General features: G+C 40.7%; 12 protein-coding genes. 10 read left to right on the top strand and 2 right to left on the bottom strand.

Annotated features, from left to right (window positions below):
* Position 1 precedes the first annotated feature (1 nt).
* Both Q4600_RS09660 and Q4600_RS09655 read right to left on the bottom strand, forming a co-directional pair.
* Positions 2-2,563 (bottom strand): exo 1,3/1,4-beta-D-glucan glucohydrolase, encoded by a 2,562-nt coding sequence (locus tag Q4600_RS09660; protein ID WP_303516024.1) that lies wholly within the window; start codon positions 2,561-2,563, stop codon positions 2-4.
* Between the two features lie 148 nt (positions 2,564-2,711).
* The gene (locus Q4600_RS09655; protein ID WP_248954712.1) at positions 2,712-4,004 is read right to left on the bottom strand and encodes a sugar MFS transporter; all 1,293 of its coding nucleotides are present in this window, start codon (positions 4,002-4,004) and stop codon (positions 2,712-2,714) included.
* Positions 4,005-4,302: 298 nt separating this feature from the next.
* On the opposite strand from Q4600_RS09655, the gene Q4600_RS09650 reads away from it, so the two are divergent.
* The 10 genes from Q4600_RS09650 to Q4600_RS09605 all read left to right on the top strand — a co-directional run bounded on the left by Q4600_RS09650 (position 4,303) and on the right by Q4600_RS09605 (position 20,957).
* Positions 4,303-5,640 (top strand): GH1 family beta-glucosidase, encoded by a 1,338-nt coding sequence (locus Q4600_RS09650; RefSeq protein ID WP_303515747.1) that lies wholly within the window; start codon positions 4,303-4,305, stop codon positions 5,638-5,640.
* Between the two features lie 61 nt (positions 5,641-5,701).
* A complete protein-coding gene (locus tag Q4600_RS09645; RefSeq protein WP_229368900.1) occupies positions 5,702-7,021 on the top strand; it encodes a glycoside-pentoside-hexuronide (GPH):cation symporter in 1,320 nt (439 codons plus the stop codon).
* Between the two features lie 248 nt (positions 7,022-7,269).
* Complete coding sequence (locus tag Q4600_RS09640) at positions 7,270-8,289, top strand: LacI family DNA-binding transcriptional regulator (RefSeq protein WP_303515745.1); 1,020 nt, start codon at positions 7,270-7,272, stop codon at positions 8,287-8,289.
* A 772-nt stretch (positions 8,290-9,061) separates the two neighbouring features.
* The gene (locus Q4600_RS09635; RefSeq protein ID WP_303515742.1) at positions 9,062-12,073 is read left to right on the top strand and encodes a TonB-dependent receptor; all 3,012 of its coding nucleotides are present in this window, start codon (positions 9,062-9,064) and stop codon (positions 12,071-12,073) included.
* Positions 12,074-12,347: 274 nt separating this feature from the next.
* Positions 12,348-13,931 carry a tryptophan halogenase family protein gene (locus Q4600_RS09630; RefSeq protein WP_303515740.1) on the top strand — a complete coding sequence of 528 codons (1,584 nt, stop codon included), beginning with the start codon at positions 12,348-12,350 and terminating at the stop codon, positions 13,929-13,931.
* Positions 13,932-14,031: 100 nt separating this feature from the next.
* Positions 14,032-14,760: a SapC family protein gene (locus Q4600_RS09625; protein ID WP_303515738.1), complete on the top strand. Its 729-nt coding sequence runs from the start codon at positions 14,032-14,034 to the stop codon at positions 14,758-14,760.
* Positions 14,761-14,794: 34 nt separating this feature from the next.
* Entirely contained in the window at positions 14,795-15,808 is a 1,014-nt protein-coding gene (locus Q4600_RS09620) for a cupin-like domain-containing protein (RefSeq protein WP_303515736.1), read from the top strand.
* A 91-nt stretch (positions 15,809-15,899) separates the two neighbouring features.
* Complete coding sequence (locus Q4600_RS09615; RefSeq protein ID WP_303515735.1) at positions 15,900-17,420, top strand: tryptophan halogenase family protein; 1,521 nt, start codon at positions 15,900-15,902, stop codon at positions 17,418-17,420.
* A gap of 46 nt (positions 17,421-17,466) precedes the next feature.
* A complete protein-coding gene (locus tag Q4600_RS09610; RefSeq protein WP_303515733.1) occupies positions 17,467-18,234 on the top strand; it encodes a DUF6445 family protein in 768 nt (255 codons plus the stop codon).
* A gap of 80 nt (positions 18,235-18,314) precedes the next feature.
* Positions 18,315-20,957, top strand: coding sequence for a glycoside hydrolase family 3 C-terminal domain-containing protein (locus Q4600_RS09605; RefSeq protein WP_303515730.1), 2,643 nt, complete (start codon positions 18,315-18,317; stop codon positions 20,955-20,957).
* Positions 20,958-20,972 lie beyond the last annotated feature (15 nt).

The raw sequence follows: 20,972 nt of genomic DNA, 5'->3' as shown, positions 1-20,972 counted from the left end.
ATTAAAGCGCTGGACAGGTAATCGTGGCGTCATTAGCCGCATTAGGCACAATCAGTAAATCACTGAAATTAATTTCGGCTTTACCTTCTGTCGCAATATAGAAAGGTGTATTGATATTGCCAAACTCAACTTGCTGATTTGCAAAACACTTCAAATCAACACTAATAGTTTGCCAAGTTCCAACTGACTCATTTAAGGCTCCTGCAATATCAACATCTGCGCGGCAATCTCTATCGCACGCCACACCTAACATGACCGGTTTTTCAACCTTGTTGGTGGTTTTAATTAATACAGATAAAGCGGAATTACTGTTTGAATAAGCACGTAAGTCACGTGGGAAGTTACTGATTAACCCAACAAAGCCCATGCCTGTTCCGTTAAAGTTCACTAACCTTGCGTCTTCTTGCACTGCTTTATCAAAGGTTCTTAAGGTCAATGCATCATTTTTTTGAATACTGCTACTTACTGTCTCCATTGATGTTTCTGTACCAATAATAAGTTTCCAAGGTGCTTTTACAGCTCGCTCAAATAAGGCTAACGTTTCAAGCTTAGCGTCAGATGCGAAGTTATCTTCTGAAAGCATATCTGACACCTGGCTTTTTTCACCGTATTTAAGACCATAACCATAAGCAAATAAGGGTTGGTAGTCTTCATCATTCACATTAACCGACGTTTGCTGCGGCGTTGTTGGCCATGAGAAAGATAGCTTACCGACAAAGTCAGCATTGACTTTTCCATCTATCTCAGTGAAAAGTACTTGAGCTACGCCATCACCTTCTGTGCCAGGTAACCAAGCAGCGACAAAGGCGTCTGATGCGTTTAATTCAGGGTTAACCCACATAGGACGGCCACTGATAAATACTGAAACCACAGGAATACCCTGAGATTTTAATGATTGCAGTAAAGCTAAATCACGCTTATCTCCACGTTGGTATTCAAGGTTATCAATGTCGCCATTACCTTCTGCATACGGCTCTTCACCAAATACCACAATTGCCACATCAGGTTTGTTTGTTGCGTCAAATTGACCATCAACACTTAACCAAGCTTGACCACCCGCAGCATCCACAGTTTGCTCAATACCCGCAAAAATCGAAGTTGCACCTGGGAAATCTTCATTTAAGTTATCTGTACCCTGCCAAGTAATACTCCAACCACCAGATTGCTTACCGATATTATCGGCTGCATCACCCGCCACTAAAACTTTGGAATTTGGCGCTAATGGTAAAATGTTAGCGTTATTTTTAAGCAGTACTAGTGATTCACGCACCGCTTGTCTTGCTACATCTCGATGCGCTTTAGCACCAATTAATTCTGTTTTGCCTGAAATAGCGCGATTAGCAGGACTTGGCTTTTCAAATAATCCTGCGCGAAATTTAACTCTAAGAATACGACGTACTGCATCATCAACACGTGCTTGACTAATTTCGCCATCTTTAACTTGGGCAATAGTGTTTTCGTAAAGAGGTTTCCAAGCACTGGTTGGCACCATGAATACATCTAAGCCTGCATTGGCAGCTTGAGCACATGATTCATTAGTACAGCCGTCAACTTGACCATGACCGTTCCAGTCACCTACCACAAAACCATCAAAACCCATTTTGTCTTTTAATACATCATTAAGTAGGTATTTTTCGCCGTGGATTTTTTTACCTTGCCAGCTATTAAATGACGCCATGACGGTTTGCGCGCCAGCAGTTAAACCGCCAACATAACCTTGAGCATGGATATCAAATAAGTCTTGCTCTGAATCTAGGTTTTGCCCCTGATCAATACCCTTTTCTGTTCCACCATCACCCAAGAAATGTTTTACCGTTGAAATGACATGTTGGTCAGATAAAAAGTCATCACCGACTTTTCCTTGCAAACCTTCAACAATCGAGTGCGAGTAAGCTTTAACAATGCGTGGATCTTCTGAGTAACCTTCATAGGTTCTTCCCCAGCGATCATCCCTTACAACCGCAACCGTTGGAGCAAACACCCAATCAATTCCTGTTACCATTACTTCTTTGGCTGTAATGGCAGCAATATCACGGATCAAGTCTGGATTATTCGCCGCACCCAAACCAATGTTATGGGGAAACAAGGTCGCACCAATGACATTGTTATGACCATGAACCGCATCGGTTCCCCACATTGTTGGAATAGCGATACCATCAACGCTGTCGTCCATAGATGCTTGGTACATATCTTCAGCTAACTTAATCCAGTCCGCAGGTGTTGCGTGTTTATCATCATTTGGATAAGCTCCGCCGCCATTCAAATAAGAACCAAATCCATACTTACGCATATCTTCAACGGTGATATCACGGATTTCAGGTTGGATCATCTGAGCAATTTTTTGCTCTAAGGTCATCTTTTCCATTAACGATGAAATGCGCTGTTCAAGTTCAGCATCTTTCGCTAATGGAATCGCAAGCTTTGGCCAAATATCAATATTATTTACTGTCGCTACGTCAGTGTTTTTGGCTGCAACTTCTACTTCAACCACAGGCTGTTTATCTGCTTTAACCGATGCCATTGGCATATCCTTGTTTTCACCTGAACAAGCCGATAGCCCCATCAATACGGTTAATACTTGCAGTGGCAATGCTAATTGCTTCCTTGCGATAACCTTATTTGCCTTTTTCATAAAATTTGCCTTATGTATTCTTGTCATAAATTCTATATTTGTTTTTAAATGTTTCATCATTAAGCGTTTCAGTCGAATATTACGCAGCTTCTGGGCGTTTAGCTTTACTGCCCACTAAACCGTAATAAGCAATAAAGGCGTAACACACTAGCGGTAAAACAAACGCCAATTGAATGCCAAAGGTATCAGCTAGCATGCCTTGCAATAATGGGACAATCGCACCACCAACAATCGCTAAACACAAGACACCAGAACCTTGACTGGTATGCTGCTTTAAATCTGTTAACGCTAAGCTAAAGATCGTTGGGAACATAATAGAATTGCATAGTCCAACCAATAGCAATGCCCACATTGCTGTTGTGCCTTCAGATAACATCGCTACTGCCACTAATAAAACTGCGCAGGTAGCGTTAAATGCTAGCACTTTGCCTGCAGCTATTTTTTGCATCACCAAAGCACCAATAAAGCGACCAACCATTGCACCACCAAAATAATAAGCAATGTACTTAGCAGCTTGCGATTCAGTAAATCCACCAATATCAGGCTGAGTCAAAAAGTTAATTAAAAAACTACCTATGCCAACTTCGGCGCCAACATAAACAAAGATACCTACAGCGCCTAATACCAAATGTGGATATTTCCACGCACTACCTGTGCCCTTTTGTTGTTTGGTTTTTTGCTCGCTAATACCAAGAACGGGTAACTTTAAAATGAAGAAAATAATCGCTAGCACACACAAGGCGCCAGCTAACATTAAATAAGGAACTTGCACTGTACTAGCTTGATGTACAGCTGCAATAGATGACTCTGCCGCACTAGAAGCTGCTTCATGGGGTTGATTACTTAAAATCAAGTAACTGCCAAAAAATGGCGCGACTGTGGTACCAAGCGCATTAAATGCTTGAGTCATGGTTAATCTTGAAGACGCGGTTTCTGCAGGGCCTAATGCACTCACATAAGGATTAGCGGCAACTTGTAATATGGTGATACCCGATGCTAATACAAAAAAAGCACTTAAGAACATCCAATAAGAGGCATAGCTCGCTGACGGGTAAAAGAGTAAGCAACCTGCGCAGGCAATAGCCAGTCCGGTAACAATCCCTTTTTGATATCCAATTTTACCGACTAAAGAGCCCGCAGGAATTGATACAATAAAATAGGCGCCAAAGAAACAAAACTGAACTAACATCGCTTGGGTATAGCTTAATTCAAACATATTTTTTAAATATGGAATTAAGATGTCATTTAAACAGGTTAAAAAACCCCACATGAAAAATAGTGAGGTTAATGCCATCAAAGCAAACCGAAAATTCCCAGTTTGATGAACACTCCCCATTTCTGCAGCATCTGCATTTAACGGTGCGTTAGCCATGACATTTCCTCTTTAATTATTATGTATTTATGGTTTAAGTCTATCTAAGCACCCTTGTCCTACATCTTTGGTAGTACATGGATAGGCCGTTTCGAGAATTATCTAAATCAATTATTGACGTTTGGTTAATTAATCACTAATCTCGATGTAAGCGCTTTCATTTTTAACATACCGATAACGAAAGTCAACGATTTTTATTAGTAAAAATTGTAACAGCACCTCAGTAACCGCCTGTGTTTAGGCCTTTGAAGCGCTGTAGGCAGAATTACATCAGAAACATATTAAGTGAATAATAAATATGAAAATATCATTACCATCAGATTCTAAAATGCACTCAAAAGAATTTACTTTTGGTGTTGCAACCGCCTCTTTTCAAATTGAAGGAGCGGCTGATTCTCGCTTACCTTGTATCTGGGATACCTTCTGCGCAACACCAGACAAAATCCGTGACGGTTCTGACGGCAAACAAGCTTGCGAGCATGTGGCATTATGGAAAGATGATGTTGAGTTGATTGAATCATTAGGAGTTGATGCTTATCGATTATCTATTTCTTGGGGGCGTGTGATTAATCAAGATGGTAGCCTCAATCAAGAAGGTGTGAGCTTTTATACTAACTTGATGGATAATCTTATCGCCCGAGGGATAAAGGTATATGCCACGCTTTATCATTGGGATCTACCACAACATATTGAAGATCAAGGTGGTTGGTTAAATAGAAAGACTGCCTACCTCTTCCAAGACTACGCCGATAAAATCACTCAAGCACTTGGTGATCGCGTACATTCTTACGCCACATTAAATGAACCTTTTTGTAGCTCTTATTTAGGCTATGAGATTGGTATTCATGCACCAGGCCTTGCAACAAAAGCCTATGGTCGTAAATCTGCGCACCACTTATTACTTGCTCACGGTCTTGCCATGCAAGTGATTCAAAAGAACTGCCCAAACGCATTAAACGGTATCGTGCTTAACTTCACTCCTTGTTACCCTTATTCTGACAAGCCAGCTGATATCAAAGCCAGCCAAATTGCTGATGACTACTTTAATCAGTGGTATATCAAACCAATAATGGATGGTAAATATCCTGAAATAATTCATGATTTTGATGACGGTGACAAACCAGATATTGAACCTGGGGACATGGACATTATTAGTCAACCAATCGACTTTTTAGGAATTAACTTTTATACCCGAGCCGTGTATCAAGCTTGCAGTGAAAACCAGTTTGAACAAATTGATATGAAAGATGCCCCTAAAACTGATATCGGTTGGGAAATTTACCCTGCTGCCTTCACCGACTTATTAACTAGCTTACATAACACCTATACATTACCGCCTATTTACATCACTGAAAATGGCGCAGCTATGGATGATAAAATTGTTGATGACGCGGTAAATGATTTAGACAGACTTGAATATTACCAAGCGCATTTAAATGCGGTTAATGATGCTATTGAGCAAGGCGTTAAAATCGATGGTTATTTTGCATGGAGCTTAATGGATAATTTTGAATGGGCAGAGGGCTATTTAAAACGCTTTGGGATAGTGTATGTTGATTACCAAACACAAAAACGAACAATAAAACACAGTGGTCTTGCCTACCGTGATTTTATTAGCCAAAGAGCTGAATTATAGCAAAATTGAAAAAATGCCCAACACCCTACATTAGAAAAATAATAACCCGAAAGAGGTTTGCATGATTAGCGTTAAAGAGAAGATAGCCTATGGATTAGGTGATACAGCCAGTAATATCGTTTTCCAAACGGTGATGTTATTTCTTACGTTTTTTTATACTGACATATTTGGTATTTCACCTGCATTTGTCGGCACAATGTTTTTGGCTGTTCGATTTATTGATGCTATAACCGACCCTCTGATGGGGGCACTCACTGATAGAACAGAAACCAAATGGGGTAAATTCCGTCCTTACCTTATGTGGTTTGCTCTGCCTTTTGGCTTAATTAGTGTTTTAGCATTTACGACACCTGACTTAGCTGAAGAAGGCAAAATGATTTACGCCTTTGTCACCTATACTGCATTAATGATGGTCTATACCGCGATCAACATTCCTTATTGTGCATTAGGTGGTGTATTAACAGCCGATCCCAAAGAACGAGTTTCAGTACAGTCTTACCGCTTTGTGTTTGCCATGATTGGCGGTTTAATGGTGTCAGGATTAACATTACCTTTAGTTGAATATTTCGGCCAAGGCGATCAAGCTAAAGGTTATCAACTGACCATTGCAGCAATGAGCGCATTGGGCGTGGTGATGTTTATTCTGTGTTTTCTTGGCACAAAAGAGCGCTTACACCCGCCGAAAGATCAAAACTTAAGCTTTAAAAGAGATTTCAAGTTACTGTGGCAAAACGATCAGTGGCGTATTCTATCTATAGCCGCTATATGGTTGTTATCAGGCATGGTGCTTAAAACCAGCTTAGCAATCTATTACGTTAAGTATTATTTGCATATGCCAGACTCAATCACTTTATTCATTACTCTTGGTATGATTGGTAATATATTTGGCTGTATTTTAGCTGAGCCTTTAGCTAAACGAGTCTGTAAGGTCAAAGCTTATATCACCATTCAATTCATTGCTGCTGCTCTGTGTATTGCGGCCTATTTTGTCTCAGGCGACCAAGTTGAACTCGCATTTGCACTATTTATAGTGTGGGGCTTTACGTTTAATATGGGCACCCCACTACTATGGGCGAAAATGGCAGACGTAGTTGACTACGGTCAGTTTAAGACTGGCGTAAGAATTACCGGAATGATTTATTCTTCAGTTATTTTCTTTATCAAGTTAGGTGTTGCGATTGGTGGTGCAGCCGCAGGTTGGTTGCTGGCATTATATGGTTACCAAGCTGATGTTGAACAAACCCAAGCAACTCAACAAGGGATTTTGATTTCATTTACTATCTACCCTGCAGTGGGATCAATTATCGTGGCTATCGTCATGAAGTGGTACAAGTTAGACAATGAGCAAGTTGAGAAAGTGCACGCTGCAATTACGCAATAAATATGCTCAACATTCACTAATGAATAAATATTCACAAATGAATAAATATTCACAAATTGTAGAAACTTATTAATTACAGAGCTTGATACAATTGATACGCACAACAGATAATACTGTTTATTTGGCGAACTGATTTATTAATGTTCGTCAAATAAAACCGTTTTTTAATGAATGTGCTAAATAGTTCATGCTAGTCTAACCGACGTTTTGACTCTCATCATTAGCTAGACAGTATTAAATAGGGATATATGGCGACAATATATGACGTATCAGTTTTAGCAGGCGTTTCACTCGCGACAGTGTCCCGAGTGATGAATAACAACACTAAAGTCAGCGAAAAAACGAAACAGAAAGTATTAAGTGCAATGGATCAATTGGGATATCGTCCAAATACCATTGCGCAGTCCCTTGCGTCTAACCGTTCAAATAGTGTCGGTGTGTTAGTGTCTCAATTAGACGGCCCCTATTACGGCCCAATGATGACTGAGATTGAAACTGCACTTCGAGCGGGCAATAAACACGTTATCATTGCAGCAGGACACAGTGATGAGTCCCAAGAAAAAGACGGTGTTGAGTTTTTAATGAGTCGAGGCTGTGATGCGTTAATTCTTGACGTAGAAGCTGTTGATGATGAATATCTGATTAAGCTGCACCAGGGTGATACTCCCATCGTGCTGATTAACCGCTACATCGAAGAAATCAGTGATGCTTGTGTTTATTTAGATAATGATCTTGGTGGTTACCTAGCCACCAAACACATTCTCAGTCATGGACATAAAGACATTGCGTATATCTCAGGCCCCAAATTTAAACTCGATGCTCAAGACCGATTACATGGTCATCAACGGGCATTAACTGAATTTGGTGTCGAATTTGATGAGCAACTGTGCTTTGAGGGAGACTTTAAAGAGCACAGCGGCTGTTTAGCAATGGAGCACTTACTTAGCGTCAAAAAGACTTTTACCGCAGTAGTTTGTGCTAACGATCAAATGGCCTCTGGTGCCATTGCAGTATGCCTTGAAAAAGGCATGAAAATCCCACAAGAGTTGTCATTTGTGGGGTACGATAACATCCCTTTCCCACAATATATCTCCCCTAAACTCACGACAGTGAATAACCCGATCCATGAAATGGGCAAAATGGCTGCATTTTGGGTATTAAAGCATGTTTATAATGACCCTAAAGCTGAAGTTGAAAATACCTTTACACCACAGTTAATAGTTAGAGATTCGGCAACTAAGCCTTCTGACAATCACAAGAAACAATAATAAGTGCAAAGCACCAATCCCTAGATGATTGCTTGTCAGACCCAATTTAGCCGCGACTTATGCGGCTTTTAATTAGCAGCATTCAAGCTTGCTACATCAAAAATCAATTCTCATACCTCACTTCGCATTTCTCAAGTTATTGCACAACTAGTGTTATTTCAATATGGGGATCTGCCATCAGTTTCAGGCCTGCTTTTGTGCTTACTGCTTACTGCTTACTGCTTACTGCTTACTGCTTACTGCTTTGCGTATTTTCTAAAATAGTATCTAAATTCATGGCAATTTTTGACTCCGAAATTGACCTAATACTCATTTAAAAACACTATTCATTTGTCATACAATATGTGTAAAAACAAGCATGTAACTGCACTAAACTGTCTTTATATTGAAATTAGCTTCCATAATCTGCAACAACCACCTTCCTTAGCGTATTTATTTCAAAAAAAATGTAAGCGCTATCACAAAATTATTTCTTTTTTTATTTTAGATAAAACTGCTAAATAGTAAATTATTAATGTTTTTATTCAGCAACTTAAGATTTCTTGTTTTGTTTTGCCACAAAACAAAGTTAACAACTTGTGATTTTTTGTAGCAATTATTGTTGACGCTGTTAACAAATTAATCTAGTTTTATGTAAGCGCTTACATTAACTTTTACATAAAGGCTTTTCAAAGCGTTTACAAATGATGAATAAAACATATTACGTGAATGCGTAATCCGAATAAAAAAATCAGAGAGTAGTAGCCTGAGATCTAGTCGAGGGGAGACTTAGATGAAATTTAGAACATTTAAAAAGACCAGAATTGCCACTAGTTTGTCGGTAGTACTGAGTGCAAGTACCATGATGCCAGCATTCGCAGCTGATGAAGCCGCTGCAGATGAAAACATTGAAGTACTTCAAGTCACGGGTATTCGCGGAAGCTTAATTAAATCAATGGATTTAAAACGTAGCTCTAACGGTATCGTTGATGCAATTAACGCTGAAGACATTGGTAAGTTCCCAGACAGTAACTTAGCTGAGTCTTTGCAACGTATTACGGGTGTATCAATCGACAGACAAAATGGTGAAGGTAGCCGTGTTTCTGTTCGTGGTTTCGGTGCAGACCAAAACTTGGTTATGCTCAATAACCGTCAAATGCCAGTAACAACCGGTTCTCGCTCTTTTGACTTCGCTAACATTGCATCAGAAGCAATTAGTGCTGTTGAAGTTGAGAAAACAAGCCAAGCGAAAAACTCAACTGGTGGTATTGGCGCAACAATTAATGTTCTAACTCATCGCCCACTAAGCTCTCCAGGCCTTAAAGCGACTTTCGGTGTTAAAGCTGTTGATGATCAATCAACTGATGAAGGCTCTGTTACACCAGAACTATCAGGTTTATATTCAAATACATTTGCTGATGGCAAATTTGGTATATCTATTTCTGCGAGTTACCAAGAACGTGAAAGCGGTAACCAACAAGCTCAAGTCGGCACAGGCTGGCGTAGCTTCCCAGGTATTGTTGACCAAGACTGGGGCGGCGATAATGCAGAATGGGGCGGCGTACCAAAAGATGATAATCAAATTAACCGTGCCGGTGAAGATGATATTTACTCAGTGCCTCAAACCACTGTTTATCGTTTTGAAGAGCAGCAACGTACTCGTACTAATGGTCAGTTAGTTTTGCAATACGAGCCTATTGACTCGTTACGTGCAACTCTAGATTACACTTATATGCAAAATGATGTTGATACCCAATCACATGATGTATCAGCATGGTTTAACTTTGTTGGAACTCAAGAAAGTACTTGGTCAGATGGCCCAGTATCATCTCCATTGGTTTACTCTGAAACTTACCCTGATGGCGGCGCTGATTTATCAATGGCTGCTGGTGATTACGGAACTCGTGATGAAAGCGGTTCTTTAGGTTTTAACTTAGAGTGGGATGCAACTGATAACTTATTCTTATCATTGGATTACCATACTTCAGAAGCAGAGCGTTCACCTAATAGCCCGAACGGAAGTAACAGTAACCTAAGTACTGCAGCATTTATTCGTACAAGCGCTGCAACTGATTTCACCGGTGACGTACCAGTACTCGCTGTTGGCGGTGGTAATGCTGTTCGTCCTGAAGATATGCGCGTTACTGGTTCAGTATTTGGTAATGCTCGTAATAAATCAGAAGTTGAACAACTACAAATTAATGGTACTTACGTCTTCGAAGAAGCAGGTAGCATCGACTTTGGTATCGCAGCAACTGACGTAAATAACCATTCACAAGAGGTTAATGTCCAACGTAATGACTGGGGGGGGGTTGGTAACGCTGGTGATTTAGATGCAGCTTGGTTCCCAGCGGGTAGTGTTCAAGATAAATTTGATGGTTCGCAAGGTGACTTCTCAGATTATGAAGGCTCTGCCTCTATTGACCCACAAGATGTTATTTTCCTTTGGGATTTTGAAGCGGTTCGCGCTCGCGCTGCTGAACTATACGGCTCTACAGCTATTGGTGACTGTGGTAACGGCTTCTGCCCTTCAACTGATTACACTACAGATCGCTACACTCAAGAAGAATCGCAATCTGCTTATGTTCAATATAATTACGAAGGCGAATGGGGCGATATGCCATTTGATGTTCACTTCGGCGTACGTTATGAAAAAACCGACGTAGAATCAACATCTCGAGTTTTAACATATAATGAAGCGACTTGGATAGCTGAAACTGAAGTTGCTTTAGGCAGCACTGCTACTGACAACAGTGCTTTCCAAACTGAGACTGGCGAGTACGACTATTTTTTACCAAGCTTTAATTTCAATATCGAAGTAATAGAAGATGTTTATGTACGTGCCGCATACAGTGAAACTATTGGTCGTCCTGATTACACCTCAATTCAAGGCGGAACATCAATAGGAGAGCTGGCTAACCGAGGAGGTGGTTCTGGTAATACGGGTACTCCAGGCTTGCTCCCACTTGAGTCGACTAACTACGATTTATCAACAGAGTGGTATTATGATGATGCCAGTTACGTTTCTGTGGGCTATTTCCGTAAAGACGTAACCAACTTTATTGATAGTAACTCTGTTAATTCTAACCTTTATAACATTCCAGACCCAACCCAAGGTGCTTATGTTCAAGAAGCTATTGCAGCAGGTGAAGTCGAAGCTGTAGACCAACGTAATTGGATATATACAAACTATAACTCCATCGACGGTTTATTAGGTCAAGATCCTAACGTTACTAGAAATGCAGACAATGGCAATATTGAAATTACCGGTGGTGCTGGTGATCCAGATTTAATCTTTAACATTGCTACACCATCTAACAGTAGCGACAGTTCTGTGATTGATGGTTGGGAGTTCGCTGTACAGCATTTCTTTGGTGAGTCTGGTTTTGGTATGCAAGCTAACTACACCATCGTTAACGCCGGTGATTCTTATGACAATTTCAACCTAAACCGCCCTGGTTATGCAGAACAAAACGTACTAACCAACATCAGTGATACGGCTAACGTTGTCGCAATGTATGAAAACTATGGCTTCTCTGCTCGTTTAGCATGGAACTGGCGTGATGAGTTCTTGAACTCTACAGGAGACGGCACCGGTGCTAACCCATCATATACTGAAGAATACTCACAAGTTGATTTCAATATTGGTTATGACGTCGCTGCAGTTGAAGGCCTAACAGTATTCTTCGAAGGGTTAAACATTACTGAAGAAAATACGCGTACTCATGGTCGTTCATATTCTCAAGTTCTTAATTACACCCAAACAGGAGCTCGATACAGTTTAGGTGCGCGTTATACATTCTAACTTGAACACGATTTAAATATGTAAACTAAGGTCGTTTGAGGTGACTATCATGGTCACCTCTTTTTTAAGCTACATCCGTTAGCAACATGGACGTTGCACCTTTTTTATGAATTTACAATTCTCTCTCATTATTACAAATTATTACTTACAAACACTTGTAAGCGATTGAAAAATATTCAATGCTAGTCAAGCTCTAGCGGAAAAAATGACTCTATCGATACGAATTAAAGTTATTAAAACTGGCCTTAACTACAAAATATAAAATAGGCATTTTATGGCACAAGCGATTCAAAACATTATTATTGTTGGCGGCGGCACTGCAGGTTGGTTAACAGCGGGAATACTGGCTGCTGAGCACAACGCTGATAATGGCAAGCTATCGCCCTCTCCTAAGCTCAATATCACTTTAATAGAATCTCCAGATGTGCCGACCATTGGCGTAGGTGAAGGTACTTGGCCTTCAATGCGCAGCACACTCAAAAATATCGGCATCAGTGAAACTGAGTTTTTAATCCATTGCGACGCAAGTTTTAAGCAAGGTTCGCGTTTTTTCAACTGGACTCACTCAGCTAATACACACAATCGCTCCGGCGAGCAATATCTTCATCCTTTCAGTTTACCTATAGGAACAAACGAATTAGATCTTTGTCCTTACTGGATGCCACACAGAGAGCAAGTCAGCTTTGCAGATGCTGTTGGTCAGCAAAATCAATTAAGCCAATTATTTTTAGCGCCTAAACAAATCACTACTGGTGAGTATCAATTTCAAAATAATTACGGCTACCACCTTAACGCAGGTAAGTTTAGCCAGCTGTTGCAAAAGCATTGCACCGAAAAACTTGGCGTGACTCATATTCAAGACCATGTCACCAGTATTCACAAAAACGACAATGGGGATATTAGCCACTTAGCAACCAAGCAATCAGGCATCCTCAAGGCTGACTTTTTTGTGGATTGTACTGGAGTCAAATCTTTACTGCTTGGTGAGCAGTTAAGCGTTCCATTTATATGCCAAAAGTCGGTGTTATTTAATGATTCCGCTTTAGCGGTACAAGTCCCCTACCTAAGCCCTGACTCAGAGATTGCTTCATGCACTCATTCTACTGCGCAAACAAATGGTTGGATTTGGGATATTGGTTTACCGACAAGACGAGGCGTCGGTCATGTCTATTCATCGAGTCATACCGATCAAGACCAAGCAGAAAAGCAGCTTATCGATTACCTTAGACCCACAGTCAATATTGATGTGGATAATCTAGAGTTCAAAAAACTTTCTATTGCACCGGGGCATCGACAAGTCTGCTGGAAAAACAATTGTATGGCTATCGGTATGGCTGCAGGCTTTATCGAGCCTTTAGAAGCATCAGCGCTAGCATTAGTTGAATGGAGTGCCAATACCCTTGCTAAGCAATTACCTGCGAATAGACAAGTAATGGATATTGTTGCCTCTCGAGTCAATCAACGTTTTAGCCAACATTGGCAGCAAATTATCGAATTTTTAAAGCTGCATTATGTCCTGAGTAAAAGAAGCGACAGTGACTATTGGCATGACCATCGTGAGTCATCAACGATACCGGATTCTTTACAACAACAAATCGAGCTGTGGCGAAATCAAGCGCCGAATATACACGACATTCAACATACAGATGTATTATTTCCAGCTGCGAGTTTTCAATTCGTGCTTTATGGTATGGAATTTCAGACCATGGTGCCAACTCAACTAAAGCCGTCATTGCAACATAAAGCTCAACAACTTTTCAGTGAAAATATAAAACGTACACAAGGCTTAAAGCAAATATTGCCCACCAACCGAGAGTTGCTGGCAAAAATTGCCCAATATGGATTACCTAAGATTTAGTCGCAATACAATAATAAACGACAAATTACACTCGCTATTACAAGACCAATTACACATAACAATAAACACAGCTAAGACTGTATTTGATTAGGATGTCAGCATGAATAAACCAGTATTACTCAATAGTGTCGATCATAAAGACTTAAAAATTATTACTGAACGCTCAGAAAAATTCGGTGATAACCTCTGGTACACAGTGACCTTTCCAGCCGAATTTAGAAGTGTACAGGCACATTATCCAATCTTTTTTCAAAAAGACAGTAATACCGGCCAATTCTATTCTGTTGCTATGTTTGGCTTCCAACATAAAGAAAACTTGTTTCTTCAAGATGGTAAATGGCAAGCGGCCTATATTCCATTAACTGTCCGCCGCCAACCTTTTTTAATCGGTCAGCAAACTGTACAGGAAGATGGTGTTGAGCAGGTTCAACGTGTGATTCATTTAGATCCAAACCATCCTAGAATCAATGAAGCCGAAGGTGAGCCGCTATTCTTCCCATACGGTGGTAACACCCCTTACCTTGATGAAGTTGGTGAAATGCTTGAAACCATTCACCATGGCTTAATCGATAGCAAAAACTTTATTGAAACCCTGATCAAACTTGAATTGCTTGAGTCATTTACTCTAGACATTGAGCTTGATAACGGTGAAAAGCACCAAATGATTGGTTTTTACACCATCAATGAACAAACCCTTGCCACGCTTCCCGCGGAAACACTCGCTGAACTGCATCAGCAAGGTTATCTCAGCGCTATTTATATGACGTTGGCATCACAATCAAATATAAGACAGCTTTTGAACTTCAAAAATGCTCAGACAAGTGCTTAACGCTGTATCAGGCACATCTATAAGGTTGTTGTAAATGGATACGAAACAGACAGTAAGAGTGATTGAAAACAGCTCAATGAGTGACATCATTGATGAGATTGAGTCAATCGATGAACCCGTTATTTTTAAAGGAGCTTGTGCCCACTGGCCTTTAGTGGAAGCTGGCCTTAAAAGTGCAGAAGATGCGGCTCAATACTTACTGTCTTTTTATCAGCAAACCCCAGTAACTGCCTATTACGTGGCACCAGAACATAAAGGCCGCGTATTTTATAACGATCAAGTTAATGGCTTTAATTATCAGGCCGCCCAGCTTAATTTACATCAGGTGATTGATAAGCTATTTACCCATAAAAATGATGATTTTCCGCCAAGTATCTATATGGGTTCAACTGAGATTAATCAGTTTCTGCCAGGTTTAGCAGATAAAAACAGCCTAAAGCTTGAGTCTATTAAGCCGCTAACCAGCGTCTGGTTAGGTAATCAATCTCGAATAGCAGCACATTTTGATTTCCCGCAAAATCTTGCCTGTAACGTTGTTGGCAAGCGTACTTTTACCCTATTCCCACCCGAACAAGTCGGTAATTTATACATTGGCCCGATGGAGTTTGCCCCTGGTGGCCAAGAAATTAGTATGGTCGACTTTGATGCGCCCGACTTTGATAGATACCCTAAATATAAACATGCCCTTGCTGCGGCTCAAACCGCTGAGCTTGAGCCTGGTGATGTGCTATATGTTCCTAGTATGTGGTGGCATCAAGTAAGTGGTGTAGAAGCCTTTAATGTGTTGATAACCCATTGGTGGCGAGACACGCCAGCTTATCTAGGTAGACCGAATAACGCGCTGGCAATGGCAATGTTAAGTCTTCGCTCACTGCCTAAAGCACAACGACAAGCTTGGAAAGCCATGTTCAATCACTACATATTTGATCATGATGACGATGATGTCAGTCATATCCCGAAAGATGCTCAAGGGATGCAGACTAAACCTCTAGATGATATCAATGCTCGAAAGCTTAGAGCGGACTTAATTAATAAGTTAAAGCGATAAACTCATAAAAAAGCGAGTTCATTAATTTTCAAACAACGAATAATAAAGAGTTAATCACTATTTTGTGAATTGATCGTAAGGAAATTCTGTTATGCAAAAGCAAGCCTCTGAAAAAGCAAACGCTTCAAACAAGCCAATTAAAAAAGTTGTCATCGCAGGTGGTGGCACCGCTGGCTGGATGGCCGCTGCTGCATTAACAAAACTGCTAGGTAAAAACTTAGAAGTGGTACTGGTTGAATCCGATCAAATAGGCACTGTAGGTGTCGGTGAAGCCACCATTCCTACGTTGCATATTTTTCATCGTTTATTAGGCATTAAAGAACAGGATGTCATGGCTGCCACCAATGCCACTTTTAAATTAGGTATTTCATTTGAAAATTGGCACGATGTGGGAAAAGATTACATTCACTCCTTTGGTTTTCTCGGCAAAGATTGCTGGGCCTGTGGTTTCCAACATTTTTGGCTGAAAGGCCAACAACGTGGCATCGTCAGTGAAATCGGCGACTATTGTACTGAGCATTTAGCGGCGCGAGAAGGTCGCTTTGCTGTACTGCCGAATCAAGATTACAACCATGCGTATCATATGGATGCGACGCTTTACGCTAAATTCTTACGTGCCATTGCCGAGCAACATGGCATAACTCGTATAGAAGGCAAAATTAATGATGTCTTGCAATATGAAGATAGCGGCAATATTAAAGCCTTACAACTTGACTCAGGCGAAATCGTGGAAGGTGATTTATTCCTAGATTGCACTGGATTTAGGGCCATGCTTATCGAAGGCACACTCAATACAGGTTTTGATGATTGGAGCCATTGGTTACCTTGTGATAGCGCCATTGCAGTGCAAACCAAAACCACCGAAAAACCGATTCCTTATACTCGCTCAATCGCTCGTGATTCAGGTTGGCAATGGCGGATTCCACTTCAAAGCCGTACCGGTAATGGCATCGTTTTTTGCAGTAAATACATGAGTGATGAAGATGCCAAAACCACGTTAATGAACAATATTGAAGGTGAGCCGTTAACTGACCCTCGCGTGATTAAGTTCCGCACAGGCAGTCGCCGTAAAACATGGCATAAAAACTGTGTCGCAATTGGTTTATCATCTGGTTTTTTAGAGCCGTTAGAGTCCACCAGCATCCACCTTATTCAACGAGGTATTGTGCGTCTTCTGCAAATGTTCCCTTCACAAGGTATTGTTGAAGAAGACATTAATGAATTTAATGAGCAAACTCGCACAGAAACTGAAAACATCCGCGACTTTATTGTATTGCATTATAAGGTCACTGACCGCACTGATACTCGCTTCTGGCGCTATTGTAAAAATATGAGCGTACCTTCATCGTTGCAACATCGTATCGATATGTTTGATGCTTCTGGCAAAGTGTATAAACACGGTAATGAATTATTTGGCGAAAGTTCTTGGATACAGGTAATGATGGGCCAAGGTTTAGCACCGAAACAATATCACCCAATTGTCGATATGATGGAAGATGAAGAGCTGGAACACTTCTTAGGCTCAATCAAAGCAAAAGCGAAACAGAAAGTCTCGAATTTGCCTGACCATTATGATTTTGTGCAGCATTACTGTAAGTCAAAAATGCTTTAACTAGTCATGATTGAGTTTATTTAGAATTAAGCCAGTAAGGTTGTTTATGACAGAACCACATTCGCAAACAGTGCAAAAGCAAGTATCTAGTGCTAAGCCAACAGATCTCAATCCAATGGTACGCGTCAACAAGCCATTGAAACCAGAGATCCATTATATTGGTGAGCAAAAAACACCTGTGATTGTTATCGATGACTTTACTGCTGACATCTCTGAACTACAACATTGCGCTAATCAAATCGACTTTAACTTAGACAAAGGTTCTTATTATCCAGGGATAAGAGCCAAACTGCCTAGAGATTATGTGATTGAAGTATTAAACCACGTATTTCAATTGATTTATGATGTTTACAAAATACCCACTAACCTTCGCATCAAACCTCAAGCAACGTACTTTTCGTTAATCAATCGCCAGCCAGAAAATTTGACGACGTTACAACGTATTCCTCACTTTGATACCCCTGCGCCCTATTATTTTGCATTACTGCAGTACCTTAACGAAGAGGATCATGGGGCAACGGCATTTTTTAAGCACGTTCCCACACAATTCGAACGTATTACCCAAGCCAATATGGATGAATACTTCCGAGCTGCAGAGCCCTATTTACAAGAACTAGCTCCGCATCCGGCAAAATATTTTGTCGAAAGTAATCAGTATTACCAACAACATCATCAAATCGAATATAAACAACATCGATTGGTGATATATCCGGGTAATTTGCTGCATTCAACTTTAGTCTGTCCTAAAACAGATATTGATAGTAACCCCCAAACAGGCCGATTAACGGCCAATATATTCATCAATGTCAGCTAATTATGCTGGTGAACTCTTTGCCAATTGACATTGTTAACCTCATAAAAAATATCTTTTATTAATCTATCAAGGAGCTTCAGATGACACCGATATATCGGACAAGAATGAAAGCGCTTACAAAAAATAGGCTTCGAGCAGTTTCGATTTCAGCTTCAATACTGATGTTAAGCAGTTCGGTAGTCATTGCAGACTCATCAAATACTGCAGATTCATCAAATACAGTGAAACAGTCACATGCATTATCAGTACTGAGTCAAAGTGAGCAACAGCGTTTACAGCACCGTTTATCTCAGGTTGAATCTGAAATTGAACGTCTTTTACCTCAGCTCTCTCTAGAGGAAAAAGTGTCTTTAGTCCATGCCGGCGGAAAATTTCATATCCCAGCAATTGAGCGATTAAATATTCATGAAATGTGGATGTCTGACGGTCCTCACGGGGTTCGTTACGAAATTGACAGAAACTCTTGGGCACCTGCCGGCTGGACGAATGACTACTCAACTTATTTGCCGCCACTCACCGCAGTAGCCGCAAGTTGGGATCCTAAAATGGCCAGTTTGCATGGGAATGTTTTGGGGGCTGAAGCGCGCCACCGTAATAAAGACCTTATTCTCGGCCCAGGCGTTAACCTTGCACGCCTGCCATTGTATGGTCGCAACTTTGAGTACATGGGTGAAGACCCATACTTGGCTGCCACATTAGTCGTGCCAACAGTCAAAGCCATTCAAGCTAACGATGTCGGTGCAACCGTTAAGCATTATGCGTTAAACACCCAAGAGTTAAACCGTACTGGAGTGAATGCCAAACCTGACGAGCGAACCCTACGAGAAGTGTACTTGCCTGCATTTGAAGCTGCAGTTAAAGAAGCCAATGTGCATGCCATCATGGGCGCATATAATGAGTTTCGCGGCACTAATGCTAACCAAAGCCATCATTTGATTAAAACCATTTTAAAAGGTGAATGGGCCTACGAAGGTGTGCTCCTTACTGACTGGAATGTCGATATCAATACCTATGGTGCTGCCATGAACGGCCTAGATATTGAAATGGGCACCGCTGTCGAAAGTTATGATGAATACTTTTTAGCTGATCCACTCCTAGCAATGATAAAAGCAGGTAAAGTACCTGAATCTGAGCTTGATGATAAAGTACGCCGTATTCTTAGAGTGCAATTAAGCATTGGCATGATGGATAAACAACGCTTATCAGGTGAACGTAATACTCAAGCTCATCGTGACGATGCTCGCACCATTGCGACCAATGGCGTAGTGCTATTAAAGAACAATAAACAGGTATTACCCCTTGATGCGGATAAGGTCAAAAACATCCTAGTGTTAGGGCCTAACGCGGATAAACGCCATGGCTTTGGCGGCGGGTCATCTGAGGTAAAAGCCTTATATGAAATCAGTCCACTTGATGGCCTTAAAGCAAAATTTGAACAAAATGGCCGTAAAGTTAATATTCAATACATGCGCCCTGCCAGTAGTGCATTTATGCCAATCCCAAATGACTACTTAACCACTCGTCATTGGACTGGGACCCCATCATGGCAAATTAACTATTATACAGATAATCAACTTAAACAATTAAGCAGCGAATCATGGATTGCAGATCCGCAGTTTGATGCCAAAGGTCAGCAACAAAACGTTGAAATTCTTGCCAATATCAAACCGATGGAAACAGGAAAGCACACATTAAAGCTAATGGCGCAAGGTAAAGTAACCCTGTTGATTAATGACAAGGCCATTGTCGATGATAATGCTAAACCTGCCAATATTATTAACGCTGAAGTAGAGCTGAAAGCTGGTGAAACTTATGCCTTTAAGCTTATTTATCAAGGTAAAGATAAAGTCACTTTAGGTTGGGAAACGCCAAACAGTTTATACAATTCAGAAGATGAGTATTTAGCCGCTGCGAAAAATGCTGACGCGGTAATTTATTTTGGCGGCTTAAGTCATGCAGACGATCGTGAATCGATTGATAGACCGGATATGAAGTTACCAGGCCAGCAAGATGAAATTATCGAGAAACTATTAACGGCAAATCCGAATACTGTCGTATTTATGATTGGCGGCTCGGCTGTAGAAATGCCTTGGGCTGAAAAAGCAAACGCTATTGCTTGGGGTTGGTATGGCGGAATGGAAGCGGGTAATGCCTATACAGACATCTTATTTGGAGATGCTAATCCAAGTGGAAAAATGCCGATAACCCTTCCTAAAAAACTACAAGATACTGCACCTATTGCGCTAAATGATTATAACGAGAAAGAGTCGTTATATTCTGAAGGGGTATTTATTGGTTATCGCTGGTTTGAGCAACAAAAAATTGCTCCTGAATTCCCGTTTGGTCATGGTTTGTCTTACAGTGAATTTAGCTATGACGACATTAACTTCTCAAGTAGTAAACTAAGCGGAGATGATACGTTAACTGTTACTGCCAGTATCACTAACACCAGCAAAACCGATGGTGCTGAAGTTGTGCAGTTGTACCTTAATGATGTTAAGGCTAGTGTGCCTCGTCCGCTGAAAGAGTTGAAAGGCTTTGATAAAACCTGGCTAAAAGCTGGGGAGACGGGACAAGTTAGTTTCACACTGAATCAACGTGATTTATCATTTTGGGATATTAACACCAATGATTGGTTAGCTGAATCGGGTGAGTTCAAGGTTATGCTTGGTTCGTCAGTGGAAGACATTAGACTCCAAAAAAGTTTTAATTATCAGCAGTAATAAAAGCTATAAGAA

The sequence above is a fragment of the Shewanella sp. 2_MG-2023 genome (genome assembly GCF_030548905.1).
In the GTDB taxonomy this organism is placed as follows: domain Bacteria; phylum Pseudomonadota; class Gammaproteobacteria; order Enterobacterales; family Shewanellaceae; genus Shewanella; species Shewanella electrodiphila.
This window is presented reverse-complemented; position numbering and strand designations above follow the sequence as displayed.

What these genes read in the sequence shown, in the direction of transcription:
- Q4600_RS09660 (WP_303516024.1), bottom strand. Translation starts at nt 2,563, where the DNA reads ATGGGGCTATCGGCTTGTTCAGGTGAAAACAAGGATATGCCAATGGCA.
- Q4600_RS09655 (WP_248954712.1), bottom strand. Translation starts at nt 4,004, where the DNA reads ATGGCTAACGCACCGTTAAATGCAGATGCTGCAGAAATGGGGAGTGTT.
- Q4600_RS09650 (WP_303515747.1), top strand. Translation starts at nt 4,303, where the DNA reads ATGAAAATATCATTACCATCAGATTCTAAAATGCACTCAAAAGAATTT.
- Q4600_RS09645 (WP_229368900.1), top strand. Translation starts at nt 5,702, where the DNA reads ATGATTAGCGTTAAAGAGAAGATAGCCTATGGATTAGGTGATACAGCC.
- Q4600_RS09640 (WP_303515745.1), top strand. Translation starts at nt 7,270, where the DNA reads ATGGCGACAATATATGACGTATCAGTTTTAGCAGGCGTTTCACTCGCG.
- Q4600_RS09635 (WP_303515742.1), top strand. Translation starts at nt 9,062, where the DNA reads ATGAAATTTAGAACATTTAAAAAGACCAGAATTGCCACTAGTTTGTCG.
- Q4600_RS09630 (WP_303515740.1), top strand. Translation starts at nt 12,348, where the DNA reads ATGGCACAAGCGATTCAAAACATTATTATTGTTGGCGGCGGCACTGCA.
- Q4600_RS09625 (WP_303515738.1), top strand. Translation starts at nt 14,032, where the DNA reads ATGAATAAACCAGTATTACTCAATAGTGTCGATCATAAAGACTTAAAA.
- Q4600_RS09620 (WP_303515736.1), top strand. Translation starts at nt 14,795, where the DNA reads ATGGATACGAAACAGACAGTAAGAGTGATTGAAAACAGCTCAATGAGT.
- Q4600_RS09615 (WP_303515735.1), top strand. Translation starts at nt 15,900, where the DNA reads ATGCAAAAGCAAGCCTCTGAAAAAGCAAACGCTTCAAACAAGCCAATT.
- Q4600_RS09610 (WP_303515733.1), top strand. Translation starts at nt 17,467, where the DNA reads ATGACAGAACCACATTCGCAAACAGTGCAAAAGCAAGTATCTAGTGCT.
- Q4600_RS09605 (WP_303515730.1), top strand. Translation starts at nt 18,315, where the DNA reads ATGACACCGATATATCGGACAAGAATGAAAGCGCTTACAAAAAATAGG.